This is a genomic window from Pedobacter namyangjuensis (genome assembly GCF_003313325.1).
GTDB classification, from domain to species: domain Bacteria; phylum Bacteroidota; class Bacteroidia; order Sphingobacteriales; family Sphingobacteriaceae; genus Pedobacter; species Pedobacter namyangjuensis.
In genome coordinates this window covers 451280-470262 of sequence record NZ_QMHQ01000001.1, presented here as the reverse complement: position 1 = coordinate 470262, position 18983 = coordinate 451280, and the positions used below count along the sequence as shown (strand labels likewise).

Here is an 18983-nt window from a genome sequence, read left to right as displayed (position 1 = left end):
AGCAATTTGCGATTGTTAACTGGGAACTGTAAAACGTAAACGAGAACAGCAAACGTTAACCGATTTGCTTCTCCATTACGTAATCATTCATATAGAAACCGTTGCCGATATCAAGGTCGACGGTTTCTTTTATTACAAAGCCAGCTTTTAGATAAAAGTCTTTTGCTTTATTATTTCTGTTTACATTTAACTGAAGCGCCTTTCCTCCTTCCCTTGTAGCTAAATTAACTACTTCATTTATCAGAATTTTGCCTACACCTTTGCCATGTGTTTCTGGCAAAACGTAGAGCTTATGTAGCTTATAAACAACTTCTTCTGGAATCTCTAAAGAAAAACAGGCAAAACCGACATCGGCTCCATCCTCATCTGCTATTAAAAATGTATATCCTTTGCGCAATTGTTCTAAAAGCTCGCCGTGGTTATACATCTTATCTAGCATAAAGCGAAGCTGTTCATCGCTTAGGTAGTCGCCGTAAGTAGCTGGCCAAATTCTTTCAGCCAAATCAGTAATTATAGGTAAATCTTCTTCTTTTGCTTTTCTTAACAGGATCATAATAATTCGCTTAAAAACAAGTAATCTGTAGTAAAATCGAAGGTAACAAAGCCATCTTTAATTACTTCGAATTCGTTATTATCAGTAGGTTTTAAGTTCCCTGTTTCAAAGTAGGAGATAATATCAATCTTAAAAATAGAGCCGGCGGGTTTCCAAACATTAAAGCCAGGTTTTACCGCATAACTTTTTTCCGTTTCGGTAAACAAAACGATATTTATTTCCAGTAAAAAATCAGCAACGTCATCAAACTTGTTTTCCCTACCAATAATATTTACCGCTGGGTATTTTTCTGCAATCAAGTATTTAATTACGGTTTGCAAACTGTTGTTGTCTGCATACACCCACTTTGTATTCTCCTGATTAGCTAAATTCTCATCCGTTCCAAAAACAACATCTACCTTTAAACCCAAAGAAATCACTTTTTCATATTCACTTGCAGCAACCAACAAAGTTGGGCTCCATTCCAGTAATTGGCCTAAATATTCTTCATCAAAATTACCTAGGTGATGAATGTATAATGCAGGCTCTTGCTTCTCTCTTACAATGTGATGTGACGACATAAAGGCGAAGTTATAAATAAATCAGCTCTACCACAATCCTCAGCTCGTTATTACCTCGTTTAGAAATACGTGCTCGAAACTTTAAATATTTGCGTCATTTCGAAAGAGCAAAAGCGACGAGAAATCTCTGCGTGTGAAGCACCAACCAAAAATATAGAGATTTCTCCATCGCGAAAAGCGCTGTGGAAATCAGCATGACCATTACGTAAAAACTAATGCCTTAAAGGTATTTTCTAACCTTCAGATTTATCTACGGGTGTATTTCTGAGTTTAATAGGTTTTCTTTTGTTGCTTTTCATTTTAAGGTTAAGCATTTCAACCAATACAGAAAATGCCATTGCAAAATAAACGTAACCTTTTGGTATATGCTGATCTAAGCCTTCTGCTAACAGCGAAACGCCAATTAACAGTAAAAATGATAGCGCAAGCATTTTAACCGTTGGATGTTTGTTAACAAAATTGCTAATTGCGCCAGCAGAAATCATCATTACAATAACGGCTATAACTACCGCAGCTATCATAATTTCAATATGTTCTGCCATTCCTACCGCAGTAATTACCGAGTCTAAGGAGAATACAATATCTAATATTAGAATTTGTATAATGGTTCCGGCAAATGAGTGTGCTTTTCCACCGCCCTCAGTCTCTTCTTCACCTTCTAATTTGTTGTGTATTTCGTGTGTGCTTTTATAAATCAAAAACAAACCCCCAATTAGTAAAATCAAATCTCTACCAGATATAGCAAGTTTACTTAGCCAATCTTCGCTCGTTACACCAATCCAATCGCCCATATTAAACAACGTTGATGTAAGGCCCATAACCCAACTTAACGACAAAAGCAAAAGAACGCGAGTAATCATTGCTAATCCTAAACCAAGTTGTCTGGCTTTTTTCTGTTGATTGGCGGGTAATTTTCCGGCCAAAATAGAAATGAAAACAATGTTGTCTATCCCTAAAACAATTTCTAAAATGGTTAGGGTTAAAAGAGAAATCCAGGCTTCTGGCGTGGCTAAAAATTCCATAGTTAAATTATAATGAGCGAATATAGAAAAAGCCCGTTGAATTTATCAACAGGCTTGATGTATAATTGTTTGGCTATAGAATAAATATTCTATTTGGTCTTAAAACTTACAGGAAGCTCAACCAAAGGATAACCGTCTACAGATCTAAAACCACGACCAGTGATTACAAAATTATACTGGTGGTTTGGTTTAAGTTCCATTTGAAATTTTATACTTTTTCCATCTTCGGCAAAGCCTAACGATTTTTTAATCGGAAAATTTTCCTCTCCACCTTCTCCCAAGTTAATTGACATTCTATTTTTTAGCATTGGCTTAGAGAAATAAATCGTCATTTCGGCAAGCGATGCATCAACACTTTTATCGCCGTTGGTTAAAGAGCCTAAATTTGTAACCCTTGGCTTTTTACTTTCGTAGCTTTTTAAAAGTTCGGCTTTATTAAATCCTTCTTTAAAATACCCAGTTTTTATAAGGAATTTCTCGATGCTTTCATCGCTAGAATAATCTAACTCTATCAGTTCTTTTACAACTGCTTTTTTATCTTTGGCTTGCTGATAGTAATGTTTGCAAATTGCGTAGCCCATGTAATAACCTAAATCGGCAACGCCAAATTCATTTGAAGCACCATTATAAAGCCAATTTCCATAGCTGTCTAGAAACATTTCTTCTTTAAACTTATTTTTAAGCTCTGTTTCGTGCTGTTTACCGTAAGTCATGTAGGCCATTGCCGGAACTTTTCCAGTAACTAGTTCTGCCACAAAATCTGCTGTTCCTTCTAAAATAGTTTGTGTTAAAAGTGTATTGGCCCTACCTTTCTGTTGGGTATGTACAAACTCGTGCATATTTAGCAGAACCACATCTTTAAACGGATAGGTTCCGAAATAGGTTTTTAACCAATTTTGCGTATTTGCAGGCAATTCAGAAATATCCACTTCCGGATCGCCAGTAGCCAATTCAGCACCAATTAAAACTTTATCGTCTTGCGTGGTACCCCCAGAACGCATAGCGCCAATGGTAAAATATATGTTTCCTGGTTTAAATGCCGGATAAGTTTTTTTAAACTTCGCTATATATGGATCCAACTCCTTGTTAACCTCTTTAATCTTCAAGGTTTTTGGTCTAATAGACGCCCAATATTTAGGGTAATTTCTAATACAATCTAGCCAAGCTGCTGTAGTATAACCTTTAGCCTGCATAAATGCCTTTAATCCTGGCGTACCTTTATCAACGTATAATCTTTGAAAGATATTTAGTTGCTTTAAACTATCCGTGGTGGTTTGCACACTATCAAAGGCTACCCAAAAATTATCTATATCTGTATAAACAATAGTTTGCTTTTTGGTTTGTGCATAGGTACTTGCAATAAAAACAAAGTTGAGGAGAACGATTGTAGTTAATCTAGTTAGGATTTTCATTTAAAAATATATTCGGTTAGTTAATTTTTGCAGTTTTTAAATAGCTTAATGCTTTGTTTAATGTCGGATCATTCTTTTTTAAATAATCGTTTAGAGAAGGAGTAATCTCTATATCCGGCATAATGCCGTAGCCAACAAATTCTTTTCCGTTAGGATAAGTGTCTTTTTTGGTACAAATTCTAGCAGAGCCGCCACCTGGCATTTCGAAACTTAAAGGTTGCCCGGTACTTCCATAGGTAGGTTGCCCAATTTTTTTCATGTGTTTCTGATTATCAGCATAAATTAGAAAATCTTCTGCAGCCGATGCCGTATTGTTGCCGATTAGAATTGCTGTCGGCACAACAATTCGCTTCCCTTCCGTTTCTATTTTAGTGCCCGAATAATCAAATTCGTGCATAAATTTATCCTGATAAGTCAGCAATGCTTTTTTGCTCCAACTGTTGCCAACAGTATCTTCTGGTTTGGCATAATAACCCCAAGCTTTAAATGCAGAAGTGTTTAAACGAGTGATAGATTTCGAGCCATAAAGCACCGAATCTGCCGTAAAATATTTTAGAATATCCCTGCCTATGTTTGTACTACCACCACCATTATTCCGCAAATCTATAATTACCGATTTTGCTTTGTAAAGCTCTGGCAATTTCTGTAAAAACAGCTCATTAATTTTTTTATCGCCGAAAGAGTTTAGTGCAATGTAGGCTACATCGTTCGGGTACCATTTTAATTCAAACAAATTTTGCTCAGCATCAAACGCCGGAAAAACTTCTTTTTCTTCGGTTCTTTTATGCGTTAGGTTTAGTGTAACAACATTGCCATTTGGCTTTTTAATCTTTACTAAATAATTATCGCCATTTCTGCCTTGCAATAGCTGATTAATACCGGCGTTTTTTAAAATATGAGCGGTTGAAGAAGCAATATAAGGTTCAACATCTTCCGCAATGTATTTTGCAGTGGGCTTTCCATTAACTTCTATAATTTCGCTACCTACAGGAATTTCATTTTTCTTACTTAAATTAACTCGAACAATTACTGCCTTTCCGCCAATATTTTCTACAAAAAACCTGTAATCGCCAAACATCGTTGTCATTGTTTCAAAATCGCCGGTTGACGGCATAAAAACATTCGTATGTCCATCTTTTAGCGTGGCACAAAATTTCTGGAGTTCTCGGTAATATTCAAAATCGCTTTTGGTATCGCCAATGGTAGTTAACAATGCTTTGTAAGTACTGTCAAACTTCGGCCGATCTACTTTATCTAAATAAACAAAGTTGTAATTAACTTCTTGCCAGAATTTAGAGAGGCCAAAAAGTTTATCAGCTTTACTTATTTTGTTAGATTGCGCAAAGACTAGTAAGGGAAAAAGTAGTAAAAACGAAAATAGTTTCTTCATAAAAAGGGAAAATGATTAAAGCCCACCGATTTTTATCGATGGGCTAGTTTATGTTTGTTTGGTTTTATTTATTTAAATGTTACTGAATTATATTGCGCATTAACGTTAACTTTTCCGCTACCACCTTTACCTATTTGGCCACTGTAATATTTTGTAGAATTGTATCCTTTATCATTATCGGTATTTCTACTAGTGGTAACATTCGACCCATATTTAAAGCTTCCGTAGCTAGTTTTCACGTCAAAATCTCCGCTGTAATTTGTAGCAAAACCTAAGTTAACAGTTGAGTATTGCGCATCAACATCTACATCTTTTCCTGCTTCAATATTGTCAATAAGCACCTTTCCATACTGGGCTCTGCTGGTTATATTGCCACGTAAATTGTTAACTTTTATGGTAGTATATTGCACATTTGCGTTTATTGCGCCGCCTGCACTACCTATTGTGGTACCCGATCCGTATTGATGTTTAACTGAAGTTGCGCCTTTTACCGAAGCAACATTAGCCGAAGTGTATTGAGCGTCTAACGATAAACTGCCCGAAACATTTCCTGCAGTAAAACCACCGCCATACTGATGTTTTACAGTTGCACCGCCCATATCCTTAACATTTGCCTTACCGTACTGTACAGAAATGTAGTTGTTTGAGTTAGTTAGGTTACCGGCAATTATATTTCCATACTGAACTTTTAGTGATGTTGGGCCATCAAAATCTTCCATATTAATATTTCCATATTGCTGTGAAGCTGTTAGCGAATAACTTGCCGGCATGTAAACGGTGTAGTTAGTTTTAACTTCTCTACGCCAAATGGTTTTGCCATTTTTAACGTTGCTACCCCAGTTTCCGTTTCTATCGCCCATGTTGGTTTTGTAGGCTACTAAATCTCCGCTTTTAGTAGCATTTACAGAAACATCATCTAATAATTTTTGTGCTTCGTCTTCGCTTTTGGCGTAGGCTTTAATATCAGCATCAACTTTAATTTCGTTTTTGCTCCACGTTTTAATGGTTATAGAACCAAACTGGTTGTTTAGATTTATCTTGTCGCCTTTATCTAAGTTAAAAGATTTGCTAAACGTTTTAGAACGCATTGGGCTGTCGTCTTTAACATCTTGGTCGCCGTTACTACTATAGCTAACATTTACACGATTTTTTACATCGTTTACCGTATAAGCGTAAGATGTAGATGTTGACACCTTGGTTGCAGCGTTAACTGCCGGTTGTTGCTCTTGCGCATTAACCTGGGTTGCAATTAGCATAAAGCTCGAAACACTTAAAATTAAATTCTTCATATTGACTCCTTTTTATATTGATTGACTTGATTTATAATCATCAACTGCTGTTGTAAAACCTGCAATTGCATTTCTCTATTTTTAACCATGGCCTTAACCACAAATAATTGGTTAGGTGTTTTCTGTAGTTCGGCTTTTAGCTTTTCGTACTCGGCATCCAGGTTTTTCAAGTCTTCCGTAAAGCTTTGGTACAACTCTGGATTTGCCGTTGCGTAAACTGCCAAGCTATCTTTCTTCTCCTCAATTTGACTTGCAACACGAACTTCCTTTTTGCTAAACTCTGGGCTTACATGTGCGATATCAATGGCATTATTTGCTTGTTTATACGTATACGTAAAATACACCCCCACGCTAATCAGCAACATTGCAGCTATGCTTACCCATTGGTAAAGTTTAATGCTCTTTTTTGGCTTTTTTTCTTCCTCTTCCTTATCCAGCTCTGCTACAATTTTATCCCACAAACCTGCCGATGGACCTTTAACTTCAAATTCTTTTTTGTTGTCTTTTACAAACCCCTCTAATTTATTGCTCATCTTGCTACTCCTTTCGTTTCTAATAAACTATTCAACTTTCTTTTTGCCCGCATATACTGTGTGCGAGATGTATTTTCTGTTATTTTTAATATGTGCGCAATCTCCTCATGATCATATCCCTCAAACAAATAAAGTGTTAAAACCACTCTATAACCATCGGGTAACTCTGCCATTGCAGCCTTTATCGCTTCAACTTTTAAATGCGTTTCGCTTTCGTCGTAATTTGGCGTATCCGCAACATCCACTTCCTCAATACTCACAAACTCGGCTTTGCGTTTGCGCAAATAGTTTATACTTCGGTTAATTACAATCTGTTTAAGCCACAGTCCAAAGGTTGTTTCCTGCCTAAAATCCTTAATTCGGTTAAAAGCATCCAAAAACGCTTCCTGCAAAACATCTTCGGCTTCCGCATCGTCATTTACTATCCGTAGCGCCACATTGTACATCGCGTTAGCATACAGTTTGTATATTTCAAACTGTGCCTTACGACTACCCTGCCGGCATTCCTCTACCAGCGCTACGTGCTTATCTATGTATACTGTTTCCAAATTCTTAAGCGTTCTGATTAAAAGACATTGTAAATTTTAAAACGTTGCATCAAGGTAGAAATATTTTTTAACCCCTAAATCCCCTAAAGGCGACTTTATAAAAAAGCTTGCTAAACTGAACACTTACAGGCAAGGCCCCTTTAGGAAATTTAGCCGTAAAGCAAGAGCAGAAGCTTTTTTTAATTTAAGTCCCGCTGTACCTACAAGCCCGATAAACGGGGCTTTTCGTACCATCGGGTTTAGATAACAAAGGTTTGTGCTAAAATGAAAAAAGACTAAAGAGCGAAAAACACTTGCTGAAATTCCACGCTTAATACTTAATACTAAAACTGTATGCTTATTAAAACAAAATCGGTATTTTTGCGGCTCAAAATATAATTTAAACATGTTAAGAACAACTACTTGCGGTGCTTTAACACTTCAAAATTTAGGAGAAAACGTAACACTCTGCGGATGGATGCAGAATTCTAGAGACTTAGGCGGAATGACTTTTATAGACATTCGCGACCGTTATGGCATTACTCAGTTAGTTTTTAACATGAATGATAACGCAACATTATGCGAAAGCGCTCGTAACCTTGGTCGCGAGTTTGTAATTAAAGTTAGCGGTGTTGTGGTAGAAAGATCGAACAAAAACTTAGAAATGCCTACCGGCGAAGTTGAAATTAAAGTTACTGAACTTGAGATTTTAAACGCTGCAAAACTTCCTCCGTTTTTGATTGAAGATAAAACAGATGGTGGCGATGATCTAAGAATGAAATATCGTTACCTTGATTTACGTCGTAATCCGGTTAGAAACAACTTGGTTTTACGTCATAAAATGGCTCAATCTACGCGTCGTTATTTAGATGGGTTGGATTTTATCGAGGTAGAAACTCCGGTTCTAATTAAATCTACACCAGAAGGTGCAAGAGATTTTGTGGTACCAAGCCGAATGAACGCAGGTGAGTTTTATGCCTTACCTCAATCGCCACAAACATTTAAGCAATTGTTAATGGTTTCTGGTTTCGACCGTTATTTTCAGATTGTAAAATGTTTTAGAGATGAAGATTTACGTGCGGATAGACAACCAGAATTTACGCAGATTGACTGTGAAATGTCTTTTATAGAACAAGAAGATATCTTAAACACTTTCGAAGGCTTAATTCGTACACTTTTTAAGGAAGTTAGGAACTACGATTTGCCTCAAGTACCACGTATGCAATATGCAGATGCCATGAAATTTTATGGTTCTGACAAACCAGATACGCGTTTTGAGATGAAGTTTGTGGAAATGAATGACATTGTTAAAGGTAAAGACTTTGCGGTTTTTGATAATGCAGAATTAGTAATTGCTATTAATGCAAAAGGTTGCGCACACTACACCCGTAAGCAGTTAGATGAGCTAACAGACTTCATCAAACGCCCGCAAGTTGGTGCAACAGGCTTAATTTATCTACGCCACAATGAAGATGGTTCGTTAAAATCTTCTGTAGATAAATTTTATAACGAAGAAGAATTGGCAAAATGGTCTGCAGCTTGCCAAACCGAACCAGGCGATTTAGTTTTGGTAATGGCTGGCGGAACCGACAAAGTTCGTAAACAATTAAGCGAATTGCGTTTAGAAATGGGAACACGTTTAGGTTTGAGAGACAAAGATAAGTTTGCTGCACTCTGGGTATTAGACTTTCCTTTGTTAGAGTGGGATGAAGAAACCGAGCGCTACCATGCAATGCACCATCCGTTTACTTCGCCTAAGCCAGAAGATATCGCTTTGCTTGATACCGACCCTAAAAATGTACGTGCAAACGCCTACGATATGGTGGTTAACGGAACAGAAATTGGCGGTGGCTCTATTCGTATCCACGATAGAAATTTACAATCATTAATGTTTAAGCATTTGGGCTTTAGCCCAGAAGAGGCACAAAAACAATTCGGCTTTTTGTTAGATGCTTTCGAGTTTGGCGCACCTCCACATGGTGGTATTGCTTTCGGTTTCGACAGGTTGTGTTCAATTTTTGCAGGTTTAGAGTCAATTAGAGATGTAATTGCCTTCCCTAAAAACAACTCTGGTAGAGATGTAATGATTGATAGTCCGAGCACAATTGACGATAAGCAACTAAAAGAGTTAAAGATTAAAACAGATTTATAGAAAATCCTTCGTTGAGAGGAAAGAAGCAGAACACCATCTCCTCGCAATGAAAGTGCAAAAATTAATATCAACAAAAAATGCCACAGCTCTCACTGTGGCATTTTTCGTTAATATGTTTCGCTATCTGGCGGTATGCCATAATCTATAAACGCATCTTTCTTTTTAGTTTTTTTGGTAAACAAAGATTTGGCCATGTTAAAAATTCCCGATAGGCTTTCGGCATCTAAAGATTTACCTACCTTACCAGAAACTAAAGCTCCAAGCGCCTTTGTTATCATTCCAGAACCTCTAAAAACCGTGCTGTTTAAAAGCATAGGCAAAGCAATAGACATTATTTTGCTACTGATGTGCGTTTTTTCATCAAGCTTTAAAAATCCGCTTGGTGTAGCATATTTTTTAAAAAGATTAGCTAACGTAAATTGTTTAACATACGTTTTAGCATCTTCAGTAAGCAACACACCTTTATTCTTGTAATCAGCCTTTAGCAGCTGTACTTCAAGGTGCAGTTCGTCCAATGTACGTATGTTTCTATTTCTGTTCATCTTCTTCGTCTTTGTCAGCAACCTTTTCGAAGTACTTTCTAATAAATAAATTTACCAGTACTTTCTCTATATATCTGTCTTTGGTTAAGAAAACAATGATAGATAACAACAAATAAATACCCGCAACACATCCAAAGCCCTTTGTGTAACTACTAAATACATCAGAAAGGTAAAGTGCAAGCGTAAACGACGCAAACAAAAATGCAAGAACAAAACCAATTACCACCGTTGTATTAGTAATAAGATCGGCAATAATTTTTGCGCCTTTTTCTACTAAAGATAATCGAGTATATTCTATTCGAGTATCAATGTAATCTTTTGCGTCTTGGTATAAATCTTCAATATCTTTTACTTTGTTTTCTTCCATAGCTTATTTTATTACTATTTAACTGTGTTCAACTTCCGAAGAAAACTCTTCTTCTACACCACGTAACTTTGTCTTAATAGAATCTACAACTTTATCTTTTAAGCCAGCTAAATTGTTAATTTCATCAGCCGCTCTATCTTTAATAGAATCACCAAAATCTTTCAACGATTCACTTAATTTATCGCGTGTGTCTGAACCTTTTTCTGGCGCAAACAATAAACCTAATGCCGCTCCTGCAGCTAAACCAGCTAATAATGCTACTACAACTTTTGAGTTATCGTTCATGATAATTAATTTTTTATGTTTAACAATGTTTATTTCAAATATAAGAGCCAGTTGTTAAGCCATTATTACATTTACAACCCTTCTTGTTCTTGAATTGTTTTAATTCTTTCTAATCTTTCTGACGCCATTGAGCTCGTTTCGTAGATCTTTATTAACAAGAAGAAGTAAGATAACAATAATGGACCAAAGACCAACCCCAAAATACCAAATAAAGGAATACCAATAACCACGCCAATTACGGTAATTACCGGATGAATGTTGCCAACTTTTTTCGCAATCATGAACCTAAGTACATTGTCTATATTTATAATTACTACAAAGCCAAAGATTAGCATACCCCAAGCTGCAAAATTATTGCCATCGGCAAATTGTAAAATGGCGGCAGGTACAAATACTACCGGCGGACCTAGCAAGGGCACCAATGAGATAAAAGCCGTTATCACGCCCCAAAACAACGGATCCTTATAACCCAGAACATAAAATGCCAAACTAAGCAAGCCTCCCTGCACAATGGCTATAAAACCCTGCCCCACTACATTTGCATAGGTAGTATTTCTCATTTCTTCGGCAAAGCGGATGGCATTTTGTTCCCTAAATGGTGCATACTTTACCATTGCATTCTCAAATGCTTCTCGTTCTACTAGCATAAAGTAGAGTAAAAAGTACATTAGCAATAAACCGAGTACAATATTAAAAACACCCGAAATTAATGACGGAAATAATCCTGTTGCCCAAGCACCAACGCTTTTTAAACCATCTTCTATAATCTGTTGTATTTCTCCATCAACCGGTATAAGATGTTGCAGTTTATAGAGCACGTTTTTAAAGTAAATATGGTCGTTCTTTAGTTCGGTTATTTTTTCTATAACCATGCTACTTAAGGCATAAAATGGAAGAATGAGTATAATTATCGAAAGAAAAAGTATTAGGATAGCGGCAAGCCTTCTATTCCAATTTCTGGTTTCGGTAAGGTAAATATAGCCTGGCCTTAAAATAGTGTATAGAACCAAAGTACTTAACAGCGAACCAAATATCCCCATTAGGGAATAAGCGATTAAACAACCCAAAGCAATTATAATTACCAAGGTGATATTATTGCGTTGTTTGTAACTGAAAATAGACATAACGGCGTTTAGATGTATGTTTATTAAATAACAAAAGCCCCCAATTTGTTTGGAGGCTTTTAGTTTTTATTATTTCTACTAGCTGTCTAAATCAATGGCTTTCATTTTATTATAAAGCGTTTTACGATCTATATTTAAAATTTTAGCTGCTTTAGTCTTATTGAAGTTTACTTCTCTAAGTACATTTAAAATTGCCTCGTACTCGGCTTCAAGTGCTGCATTTTTCAAATCTCGGGGTTTGTTAGCTGTTGCAGACCTTACAATGGTATTTTCTACCGCATTTTCGATTGCTGTAGCTTTGGCGTAAGTAGAAATTTCAAGTGGTAAAGCTTTAAGTTGTATCTCATCCGTTTCGGTTAAAAGTGTAGCTCTTCTTACTACGTTTTTTAACTCACGAACGTTTCCTGGCCAATTATAGGTAAGAAAACACTCTTCAACTTCTGGAGAAAAACCTACTACGTTTCTATTCAGTTCTTCATTAGCAACTGCTAAAAAAGTATTTGCGAATACCATTATATCTCTACCACGTTGGTGCACTGGTGGCAAATGGATAGAGAACTCGTTAAACCTGTGGTATAAATCTTCTCTGAATCTACCTTTTTGGATAGAGTCTCCTAAATTTTCGTTTGTAGCTACGATTATACGAACGTCTAGGTCAATCTCTTTTGTACTACCGATACGTTTAATTTTTCTCTCTTGAACGGTTCTTAACAATGCAGCTTGGATTTCATAAGAAAGGTTACCCACCTCATCTAAAAACAATGTACCACCATTTGCCATTTCAAAATGGCCAATTTTAGTGTATAAAGCTCCAGTAAAAGATCCTTTCTCATGCCCAAAAAATTCGCTACCCGCTAATTCTTTTGTTAATGAACCGCAATCCATCGCTACAAAAGGCTTGTCTTTTCTAGGGCTGTTTAGGTGGATGGTTTGCGCCACAGACTCTTTACCCGTACCACTTTCGCCTGTTAAAATTACACTGTAAGAGGTTGGTGCAACAAGCATAATTTGTTTCATCAAATCTCTAGATGCAGCGCTCTGCCCCACAACAAATTCGCCTGTTTCTGCTTGTACCGGACGAGTTGTTTTATCTTTTTTGCCACTTACTACCGGTTCAGATTCAGTTTCGTTTAAGACAATCTGCATTTCAATTGCCTTATTTATGGTATTTAAAATCTCATCTGGGTATAATGGCTTAGTGATATAGTCATAAGCACCTAGCTTAATTAATTCTACCGCTAATTTAATATCAGAATAACCGGTAATAATAATTACACCAGTTCTTGGATAGTTCTCTTTAATTTTAATCAGCATCTCCTTACCGTCGGTATCTTCCAGTCGGTAATCGCACAATACTAAATCAAAAGCTTGCTTCGATAAAATGTCCAAAGCAGCGCTTCCACTAGTGGTAGTTTCTACGATGTACGAGTTTCTGGTTAAAAATTTTGATAAAAGCAAACCTATGTTTATCTCATCATCAACAATTAGTATCTTCTTCATTTGCGTCATTCAAATAGTCAAAGTAAATATATAAAAATATTGCGATGGGAAATATTTTCTACATCTTTTTTCGAAAATTTTTATCCATTTTTATGAATTTTACGTCGCTATTTTCCTTTGAGATAAACAATTAACTAATAATAGCACAAATATAACTTATAGTTAAAAACACTTTTACTTGCCTTTAAACTCGGCCTTGCGTTTTTCTAAAAATGCGCTAACTCCCTCTTTAAAATCTTCCGTTTGGAAACAGTTGGCAAACTCTTGGATCTCTATTTCGAAACCATTTTCTTTGCCTGCTGCATTAATGGACTTTAGCGCACTAGTTATTGCCAATGGCGCACGCAATTTTATCTTATTTAAAATAGAGACTGCTTTTTCAATCAGCTCGCTTTGCGCAACAACTTCGTTAACCAAACCAATTTCTGCTGCTTTTTGAGCTGTAATCATATCGGCAGTGGTTATCATTTCAATCGCACGTCCTTTTCCAACCAACTCCGTTAATCGTTGCGTACCACCATACCCTGGTATTAATCCTAAAGTAACCTCGGGCAAACCTAACTTCGCATTTTCGCTAGCAATACGAATGTGGCAAGCCATGGCCAACTCTAAGCCGCCACCCAGTGCAAAGCCGTTAACCGCTGCTATAACTGGTTTTGGGCAATTTGCAATAGCATCAAAAACATTAGCTTGGCCATCTTTTGCTAGCGCTTTACCTTCCTCTAAATTATAATTCTGAAACTCAGCTATATCAGCACCCGCTACAAAAGCTTTCTCTCCCGCACCTGTAATTAATACAGCTCTAATTTCATCGCTTTGCGAAGCATAAGAAATTGCACTTGCCAACTCTTGCAAAACAGCTTTGTTTAAAGCATTAAGTTTTTCTGCTCTGTTTATGGTGATGTAAAAAATTTGCTCTTTTACTTCGGCTATAATGTTTTGATATTCCATTGCTTAAAAATTTCTGTTTTCTACTACCCAATTTTCTATGTACGAAACTATACTTGCCATAGGCGTTCCTGGCGGGAATAATCCTCCTACACCAATCTCTTGCAGTTTTATTATATCAGGATCTGGAATAATACCACCCCCCGTTAACAAAACATCTGTTAGGCCTTTTTCTTTCATAATGTTTACAATTTTTGGGAAAACAGTCATGTGCGCTCCAGAGAGAATGGAAATTCCGATAGCATCTACGTCTTCTTGCAAAGCGGTGTTAACCACCATTTCTGGCGTTTGCCGTAAACCCGTGTAAATTACTTCCATACCGGCGTCTCGTAAAGATGTTGCAATTACTTTTGCACCACGATCATGCCCATCTAAACCTACTTTCGCTACCAAAACCCTTATCGGCCTGTTTAGTGTTTTGTTCATATTTGATTGTATAGTATCTGTAAATGTAAAAATTTTAGCCGTTTTATTAACCAACCAACTAAAAAACAAGCTTAAAATACATCCATTTTACTAACTTTGAAATTCAAAATTACGATTGATATGAGTGAAGAAAAATCATTAAACTTTATTGAAGAACTAATAGAGAATGATTTGCAAAGCGGAAAAACCAAAACATTGGTAACACGTTTTCCGCCAGAACCTAATGGTTATTTACATATTGGCCATGCCAAAGCTATTTGCCTAAATTTTGGCTTAACCCAAAAATATGGCGGTTACACAAACCTACGTTTTGACGATACCAACCCGGTAACTGAAAAAACAGAATACGTAAACAGCCAGCAGGAAGATATTAGTTGGTTAGGTTTTGAGTGGAAAAACGAGCTTTATGCTTCAGATTATTTCGATCAACTACATGGTTTTGCAGTAAAACTGATTGAAGATGGCTTAGCATACGTAGATCATAGCACAGCCGAAGAAATTGCAACGCAAAAAGGCACACCTACGGAGGCAGGTAAACCTAGCGCTTACAGAGATCGCAGTATTGCAGAAAACCTGGCTTTATTTGCAAGCATGAAAAACGGCGAACTACCTGACGGCGCTTGCACACTACGTGCTAAAATCGATCTGGCTAGTCCGAATATGCTAATGCGAGACCCGATTATCTATCGTATTAAACACGCACACCACCACCGTACTGGCGATGCTTGGTGCATTTACCCAATGTATGATTTTGCCCACGGACAAAGCGATAGCATCGAAAACATCACGCACTCTATTTGTACTTTAGAATATGTTTCGCACCGCGAATTATACGATTGGTTTATAGAAAAATTAGGGATATTCCCTTCTAAACAATACGAATTCGCACGTTTAAATCTTACCTATACGGTAATGAGCAAGCGCAAGCTAATGCAATTGGTAAACGAAAACCTGGTAAGCGGTTGGGACGACCCAAGAATGCCTACCATAAGTGGTTTGCGCAGACGAGGATACACGCCAGAAAGCATTAAAGAATTTTGTGAGCGTATAGGCATTGCCAAAAGAGAAAACCTAATCGAATTAAGCTTATTAGAGTTTTGCATTCGCGAAGATTTAAATAAAAGAGCGCACAGAGTGATGGCTGTTTTAGATCCAATTAAATTAATTATTACCAACTACACTAAAGGTGAAGAAACATTAATTGGAGAGAACAATCCAGAAGCTGAAGATAAAGGTGGCACACGTGAAATTCCATTTAGCAATGAACTTTGGATAGAGCGAGAAGACTTCATGGAAGAACCGGCTAAAAAATGGTTCAGATTGGCTCCTGGAGCTACCGTTAGATTAAAGCACGCTTACATTGTGCAGTGTACAGACTATAAAAAAGACGAAAACGGAAACATAACCGAAGTTTATTGTACTTACATTCCAGAGTCTAAAAGTGGCGAAGACACCAGCGGAATTAACGTGAAAGGAACCATCCATTGGGTGAGCGCCCAACATGCTAAAACTGCAGAAGTTCGTTTGTACGACAGACTTTTTAGTGTAGAATCTCCAGATTCGGAGGAAGGCGACTTTAAAGATTACTTAAACCCGAATAGTATGGAAGTAATTTCGAAAGCTTATATAGAGCCTTCTTTAGTTAACGCTACGCAGAACTTGGGTTATCAGTTTATACGTAAAGGATATTTCAGTTTAGATAAAGACTCAACTCCAGAAAATTTAATCTTTAACAGAACCGTTGGATTAAAAGAAGCTTGGAAGCCGAAAAGCTAAAAGCGGATATTTAAAGCGAATTATAAAAAGCCTCTATTATTTTAGGGTTCTTCCGCGACAAAGCGAAAGATCTCTGAAAATTAGAGGCTTTAGCATTTATTAACATTTCCATTGGCTGATACTTACTACATTAGTAAAAAAAGCCATGAAACAAATTATATCTCTTTTACTTCTCCTTTTTTCTTTTGGTGCCTACGCTCAAACCCAGCAACAAATAGATAATGAATATGCTTTCGCAAAGGTTTACGGTTACTTAAAATACTTTTATCCTGGAGATGATGCTACGAAAATTGATTGGGATAAATTTGCTATTTATGGTGCCCAAAAAGTAGAAAACTGTAAAAATGACGCAGAACTAAAAAACACCTTAAATAGTTTAGTTAGCGAGCTAATGCCTGGTGTTAAAATCTTAGGCCACACTGAAAACTATAAATTTGATGCAAACTTACTTACGCCAAAAAGTTTAAAAGGTTATGATGTGGTAAGTTGGCAACATTTGGGCGTGGGTACTGCTGGCGATAAAAGAGCACTCTATCAAAGTGCTAGAACAAATAGAACGACCGTGTTCAAACCGAAGATTTTCTTAGGCAGGGCAAATGCTTATAAATCAATTACAGACACAACAGTTATACCAGACAAGAACTTTAAACTTACTTATCGTTCAAAATTAATAAGCGGAGAGGGAGAGGGTTCATTCTCGTTCGTTGTTACAAAACGAAATAAACAATTTGGTTTTTTTAAAAACAACTGGAAGGAGGAAGCTAATAACAAAACGTGGAACACATTTTCAATCGAAGGAAGAATTGATCAAGACGCAACGGCAATAACATTTGGCCCCAACATTGTTAATTCCGGGAAGTACGCTGTAGATGATATTTCTTTGAAAATAGATGGAAGAGAGATTTACAGTACAAATTTTGAGAGTGACACTTTAGATAAAAACCCAACGTCCATCAATTTTTTTGCAGGAAGATCCTCAATTATCGGCTCAAAGTATACATTCACGATCAAAGAAGAAAGTGGTAACAAATTTCTCCTTTTAGAATCTCCAAATTTGGCAAACCAACCCGATTCGGTAGAACTTAATTTATTTAAAGAGCATCCGAAATTTGGCGAATATGCTGAAAAACACATTGGAAATAATTTAAAAGTTGTCTTTCCATTAGCACTTTATGGGACAAAGAAAAATACCTATCCAATCCCAGACAGTTTAAAAACCACTTCGTTTTTGTCAAAAATAAATGATACAAACTACACTTTTAAAACTTCCGATTCTTATTTCAAATTAGGAAACATAATAAATATATGGAATGTGTTTCAACATTTTTATCCTTATTTCGATGTTGCCAAAACAGACTGGAATCAGGATTTAAAACAAGCGTTACACGAAAGTTATAAAACTAAAGATGCCGATGCTTATTTTAACGTGCTTACTAAACTAACGGCAAAGCTAAAGGATGGTCATATCCATTCATCGTACCCAGAAAACAAGAATTTCTACATGCCTCCAATTGCGTGGAAATGGGTTGGAAAGGATTTGCTGATTACATCAGTACTGGATAGTAAGCTAAGTTTAAAAAAGGGAGACGTGGTTAAAAAAATAAATGGGCTAGACGTGGCTACCCATTTTAAAAAGATAAACGAAACCATTTCCGCAGCTACAGAAGGGTATCTAAAACACAGATCAAAAACTGAATCTCTGATTGGGGAAAAAGACACACCACTTAGCATAACGATAGAAAATGGTCAGGAGTTCAAAATGACCAGAAACATTTTCGATAGCGATTATCATCCATTACTACCTAAGCAAGACACCATAAAATCTCTTGGAAATGATATTACTTATATAAGCATCAGCAATGCTGATATGAAAACGATTGATGCGGCGTTACCATTGCTTCAAAAAAGCAAAGCTATTATTTGCGACTTAAGAGGTCGCTCTAATGAAAATGCTCTATTTATTCAGTATTTAATGACGAGAAAAGATACATCTTCTAAGTGGATGCAGATTCCAAAAATCATCTATCCAGATCAAGAAAATATAGCAGGTTATGAAAACTTAAATTGGGGCGTAAAGCCGAAATCTCCGCACTTAAATGCAAAAATATTTTTCTTAATAGATGGGCAAGCCATAAGTGCGGCTGAAAGCTTTATGAGCTTTATAGAGCATTACAAACTTGCAACTATAATCGGTCAACCAACGGCTGGCACAAATGGCAATGTAAATTCGGTTAGCTTACCTGGTGGTTACAGTTTTCGCTTTACCGGGATGAAAGTTTTAAAACATGACGGTTCTCAGCATCATGGGATTGGCATTTTACCGAACATATATGTTGAGCAAACTGCAAAAGGAATTAGCGAGGGTAGAGACGAGATACTAGAAAGAGCTATTGCCGAGGCTAATAAGTAATCGTTTTCTATGAGCTGAAAACCAAAAGATTTTCTGTACAATCGTTATGCTCAGCTTAACTGGGTGTCGTAATGCCATTATTTTATGCTTTTGATTCGCATTAGCATTCACTTGCGGGGGAAAGACGTTAATTTGAATATGTTTACGATGAGGCCTTTTTCTACCAA

18 protein-coding genes are annotated in these 18983 nt (G+C 36.7%); 3 read left to right on the top strand and 15 right to left on the bottom strand.

The annotated features are described in order from the left end of the window. Positions 1-55 precede the first annotated feature (55 nt). From DUT69_RS02230 to DUT69_RS02195, 8 genes are all read right to left on the bottom strand, one after another. Positions 56-553: a GNAT family N-acetyltransferase gene (locus DUT69_RS02230; protein ID WP_113651503.1), complete on the bottom strand. Its 498-nt coding sequence runs from the start codon at positions 551-553 to the stop codon at positions 56-58. Further along, the gene (locus DUT69_RS02225; RefSeq protein WP_113651502.1) at positions 550-1113 is read right to left on the bottom strand and encodes a thiamine pyrophosphokinase; all 564 of its coding nucleotides are present in this window, start codon (positions 1111-1113) and stop codon (positions 550-552) included. The genes DUT69_RS02230 and DUT69_RS02225 overlap by 4 nt, the downstream gene beginning before the upstream one ends. Positions 1114-1346: 233 nt before the next feature. After that, the gene (locus DUT69_RS02220; RefSeq protein ID WP_113651501.1) at positions 1347-2135 is read right to left on the bottom strand and encodes a TerC family protein; all 789 of its coding nucleotides are present in this window, start codon (positions 2133-2135) and stop codon (positions 1347-1349) included. Between the two features lie 89 nt (positions 2136-2224). Next, the gene (locus DUT69_RS02215) at positions 2225-3547 is read right to left on the bottom strand and encodes a DUF2268 domain-containing putative Zn-dependent protease (RefSeq protein WP_113651500.1); all 1323 of its coding nucleotides are present in this window, start codon (positions 3545-3547) and stop codon (positions 2225-2227) included. A gap of 16 nt (positions 3548-3563) precedes the next feature. Further along, entirely contained in the window at positions 3564-4937 is a 1374-nt protein-coding gene (locus DUT69_RS02210; RefSeq protein ID WP_113651499.1) for a S41 family peptidase, read from the bottom strand. A gap of 68 nt (positions 4938-5005) precedes the next feature. Then, positions 5006-6226 (bottom strand): DUF4097 family beta strand repeat-containing protein, encoded by a 1221-nt coding sequence (locus DUT69_RS02205; RefSeq protein WP_113651498.1) that lies wholly within the window; start codon positions 6224-6226, stop codon positions 5006-5008. Next, positions 6223-6759, bottom strand: coding sequence for a hypothetical protein (locus tag DUT69_RS02200; RefSeq protein WP_113651497.1), 537 nt, complete (start codon positions 6757-6759; stop codon positions 6223-6225). The genes DUT69_RS02205 and DUT69_RS02200 overlap by 4 nt, the downstream gene beginning before the upstream one ends. After that, positions 6756-7307, bottom strand: coding sequence for an RNA polymerase sigma factor (locus DUT69_RS02195; RefSeq protein ID WP_113651496.1), 552 nt, complete (start codon positions 7305-7307; stop codon positions 6756-6758). Before DUT69_RS02195 ends, DUT69_RS02200 begins: the two co-directional genes overlap by 4 nt. Positions 7308-7692: 385 nt before the next feature. On the opposite strand from DUT69_RS02195, the gene aspS reads away from it, so the two are divergent. Beyond that, complete coding sequence (gene aspS / locus DUT69_RS02185) at positions 7693-9438, top strand: aspartate--tRNA ligase (protein ID WP_113651494.1); 1746 nt, start codon at positions 7693-7695, stop codon at positions 9436-9438. Positions 9439-9545: 107 nt separating this feature from the next. On the opposite strand, the gene DUT69_RS02180 is transcribed toward aspS, so the two are convergent. The 7 genes from DUT69_RS02180 to DUT69_RS02150 form a co-directional block, all read right to left on the bottom strand. Then, a complete protein-coding gene (locus DUT69_RS02180; protein WP_113651493.1) occupies positions 9546-9980 on the bottom strand; it encodes a hypothetical protein in 435 nt (144 codons plus the stop codon). Beyond that, on the bottom strand, positions 9967-10347 hold the full coding sequence (locus DUT69_RS02175) for a phage holin family protein (RefSeq protein ID WP_113651492.1): 381 nt from the start codon (positions 10345-10347) through the stop codon (positions 9967-9969). The genes DUT69_RS02180 and DUT69_RS02175 overlap by 14 nt, the downstream gene beginning before the upstream one ends. A gap of 18 nt (positions 10348-10365) precedes the next feature. Further along, positions 10366-10632 carry a YtxH domain-containing protein gene (locus DUT69_RS02170; RefSeq protein WP_113651491.1) on the bottom strand — a complete coding sequence of 89 codons (267 nt, stop codon included), beginning with the start codon at positions 10630-10632 and terminating at the stop codon, positions 10366-10368. A 71-nt stretch (positions 10633-10703) separates the two neighbouring features. Further along, positions 10704-11756 (bottom strand): AI-2E family transporter, encoded by a 1053-nt coding sequence (locus DUT69_RS02165; protein ID WP_113651490.1) that lies wholly within the window; start codon positions 11754-11756, stop codon positions 10704-10706. Positions 11757-11834: 78 nt separating this feature from the next. Next, on the bottom strand, positions 11835-13256 hold the full coding sequence (locus DUT69_RS02160) for a sigma-54-dependent transcriptional regulator (RefSeq protein WP_113652445.1): 1422 nt from the start codon (positions 13254-13256) through the stop codon (positions 11835-11837). 174 nt (positions 13257-13430) lie between these two features. Further along, positions 13431-14207, bottom strand: a complete 777-nt coding sequence (locus DUT69_RS02155; protein WP_113651489.1) for an enoyl-CoA hydratase/isomerase family protein — start codon at positions 14205-14207, stop codon at positions 13431-13433. A gap of 3 nt (positions 14208-14210) precedes the next feature. After that, positions 14211-14630, bottom strand: a complete 420-nt coding sequence (locus DUT69_RS02150) for a cobalamin B12-binding domain-containing protein (protein ID WP_113652433.1) — start codon at positions 14628-14630, stop codon at positions 14211-14213. Between the two features lie 120 nt (positions 14631-14750). On the opposite strand from DUT69_RS02150, the gene DUT69_RS02145 reads away from it, so the two are divergent. Continuing rightward, positions 14751-16406: a glutamine--tRNA ligase/YqeY domain fusion protein gene (locus DUT69_RS02145; RefSeq protein WP_113651488.1), complete on the top strand. Its 1656-nt coding sequence runs from the start codon at positions 14751-14753 to the stop codon at positions 16404-16406. Positions 16407-16551: 145 nt separating this feature from the next. Then, positions 16552-18816, top strand: coding sequence for a S41 family peptidase (locus DUT69_RS02140; RefSeq protein ID WP_113651487.1), 2265 nt, complete (start codon positions 16552-16554; stop codon positions 18814-18816). Positions 18817-18983: the final 167 nt, after the last annotated feature.

What these genes read in the sequence shown, in the direction of transcription:
- DUT69_RS02230 (WP_113651503.1), bottom strand. Translation starts at nt 553, where the DNA reads ATGATCCTGTTAAGAAAAGCAAAAGAAGAAGATTTACCTATAATTACT.
- DUT69_RS02225 (WP_113651502.1), bottom strand. Translation starts at nt 1,113, where the DNA reads ATGTCGTCACATCACATTGTAAGAGAGAAGCAAGAGCCTGCATTATAC.
- DUT69_RS02220 (WP_113651501.1), bottom strand. Translation starts at nt 2,135, where the DNA reads ATGGAATTTTTAGCCACGCCAGAAGCCTGGATTTCTCTTTTAACCCTA.
- DUT69_RS02215 (WP_113651500.1), bottom strand. Translation starts at nt 3,547, where the DNA reads ATGAAAATCCTAACTAGATTAACTACAATCGTTCTCCTCAACTTTGTT.
- DUT69_RS02210 (WP_113651499.1), bottom strand. Translation starts at nt 4,937, where the DNA reads ATGAAGAAACTATTTTCGTTTTTACTACTTTTTCCCTTACTAGTCTTT.
- DUT69_RS02205 (WP_113651498.1), bottom strand. Translation starts at nt 6,226, where the DNA reads ATGAAGAATTTAATTTTAAGTGTTTCGAGCTTTATGCTAATTGCAACC.
- DUT69_RS02200 (WP_113651497.1), bottom strand. Translation starts at nt 6,759, where the DNA reads ATGAGCAATAAATTAGAGGGGTTTGTAAAAGACAACAAAAAAGAATTT.
- aspS (WP_113651494.1), top strand. Translation starts at nt 7,693, where the DNA reads ATGTTAAGAACAACTACTTGCGGTGCTTTAACACTTCAAAATTTAGGA.
- DUT69_RS02180 (WP_113651493.1), bottom strand. Translation starts at nt 9,980, where the DNA reads ATGAACAGAAATAGAAACATACGTACATTGGACGAACTGCACCTTGAA.
- DUT69_RS02175 (WP_113651492.1), bottom strand. Translation starts at nt 10,347, where the DNA reads ATGGAAGAAAACAAAGTAAAAGATATTGAAGATTTATACCAAGACGCA.
- DUT69_RS02170 (WP_113651491.1), bottom strand. Translation starts at nt 10,632, where the DNA reads ATGAACGATAACTCAAAAGTTGTAGTAGCATTATTAGCTGGTTTAGCT.
- DUT69_RS02165 (WP_113651490.1), bottom strand. Translation starts at nt 11,756, where the DNA reads ATGTCTATTTTCAGTTACAAACAACGCAATAATATCACCTTGGTAATT.
- DUT69_RS02160 (WP_113652445.1), bottom strand. Translation starts at nt 13,256, where the DNA reads ATGAAGAAGATACTAATTGTTGATGATGAGATAAACATAGGTTTGCTT.
- DUT69_RS02155 (WP_113651489.1), bottom strand. Translation starts at nt 14,207, where the DNA reads ATGGAATATCAAAACATTATAGCCGAAGTAAAAGAGCAAATTTTTTAC.
- DUT69_RS02150 (WP_113652433.1), bottom strand. Translation starts at nt 14,630, where the DNA reads ATGAACAAAACACTAAACAGGCCGATAAGGGTTTTGGTAGCGAAAGTA.
- DUT69_RS02145 (WP_113651488.1), top strand. Translation starts at nt 14,751, where the DNA reads ATGAGTGAAGAAAAATCATTAAACTTTATTGAAGAACTAATAGAGAAT.
- DUT69_RS02140 (WP_113651487.1), top strand. Translation starts at nt 16,552, where the DNA reads ATGAAACAAATTATATCTCTTTTACTTCTCCTTTTTTCTTTTGGTGCC.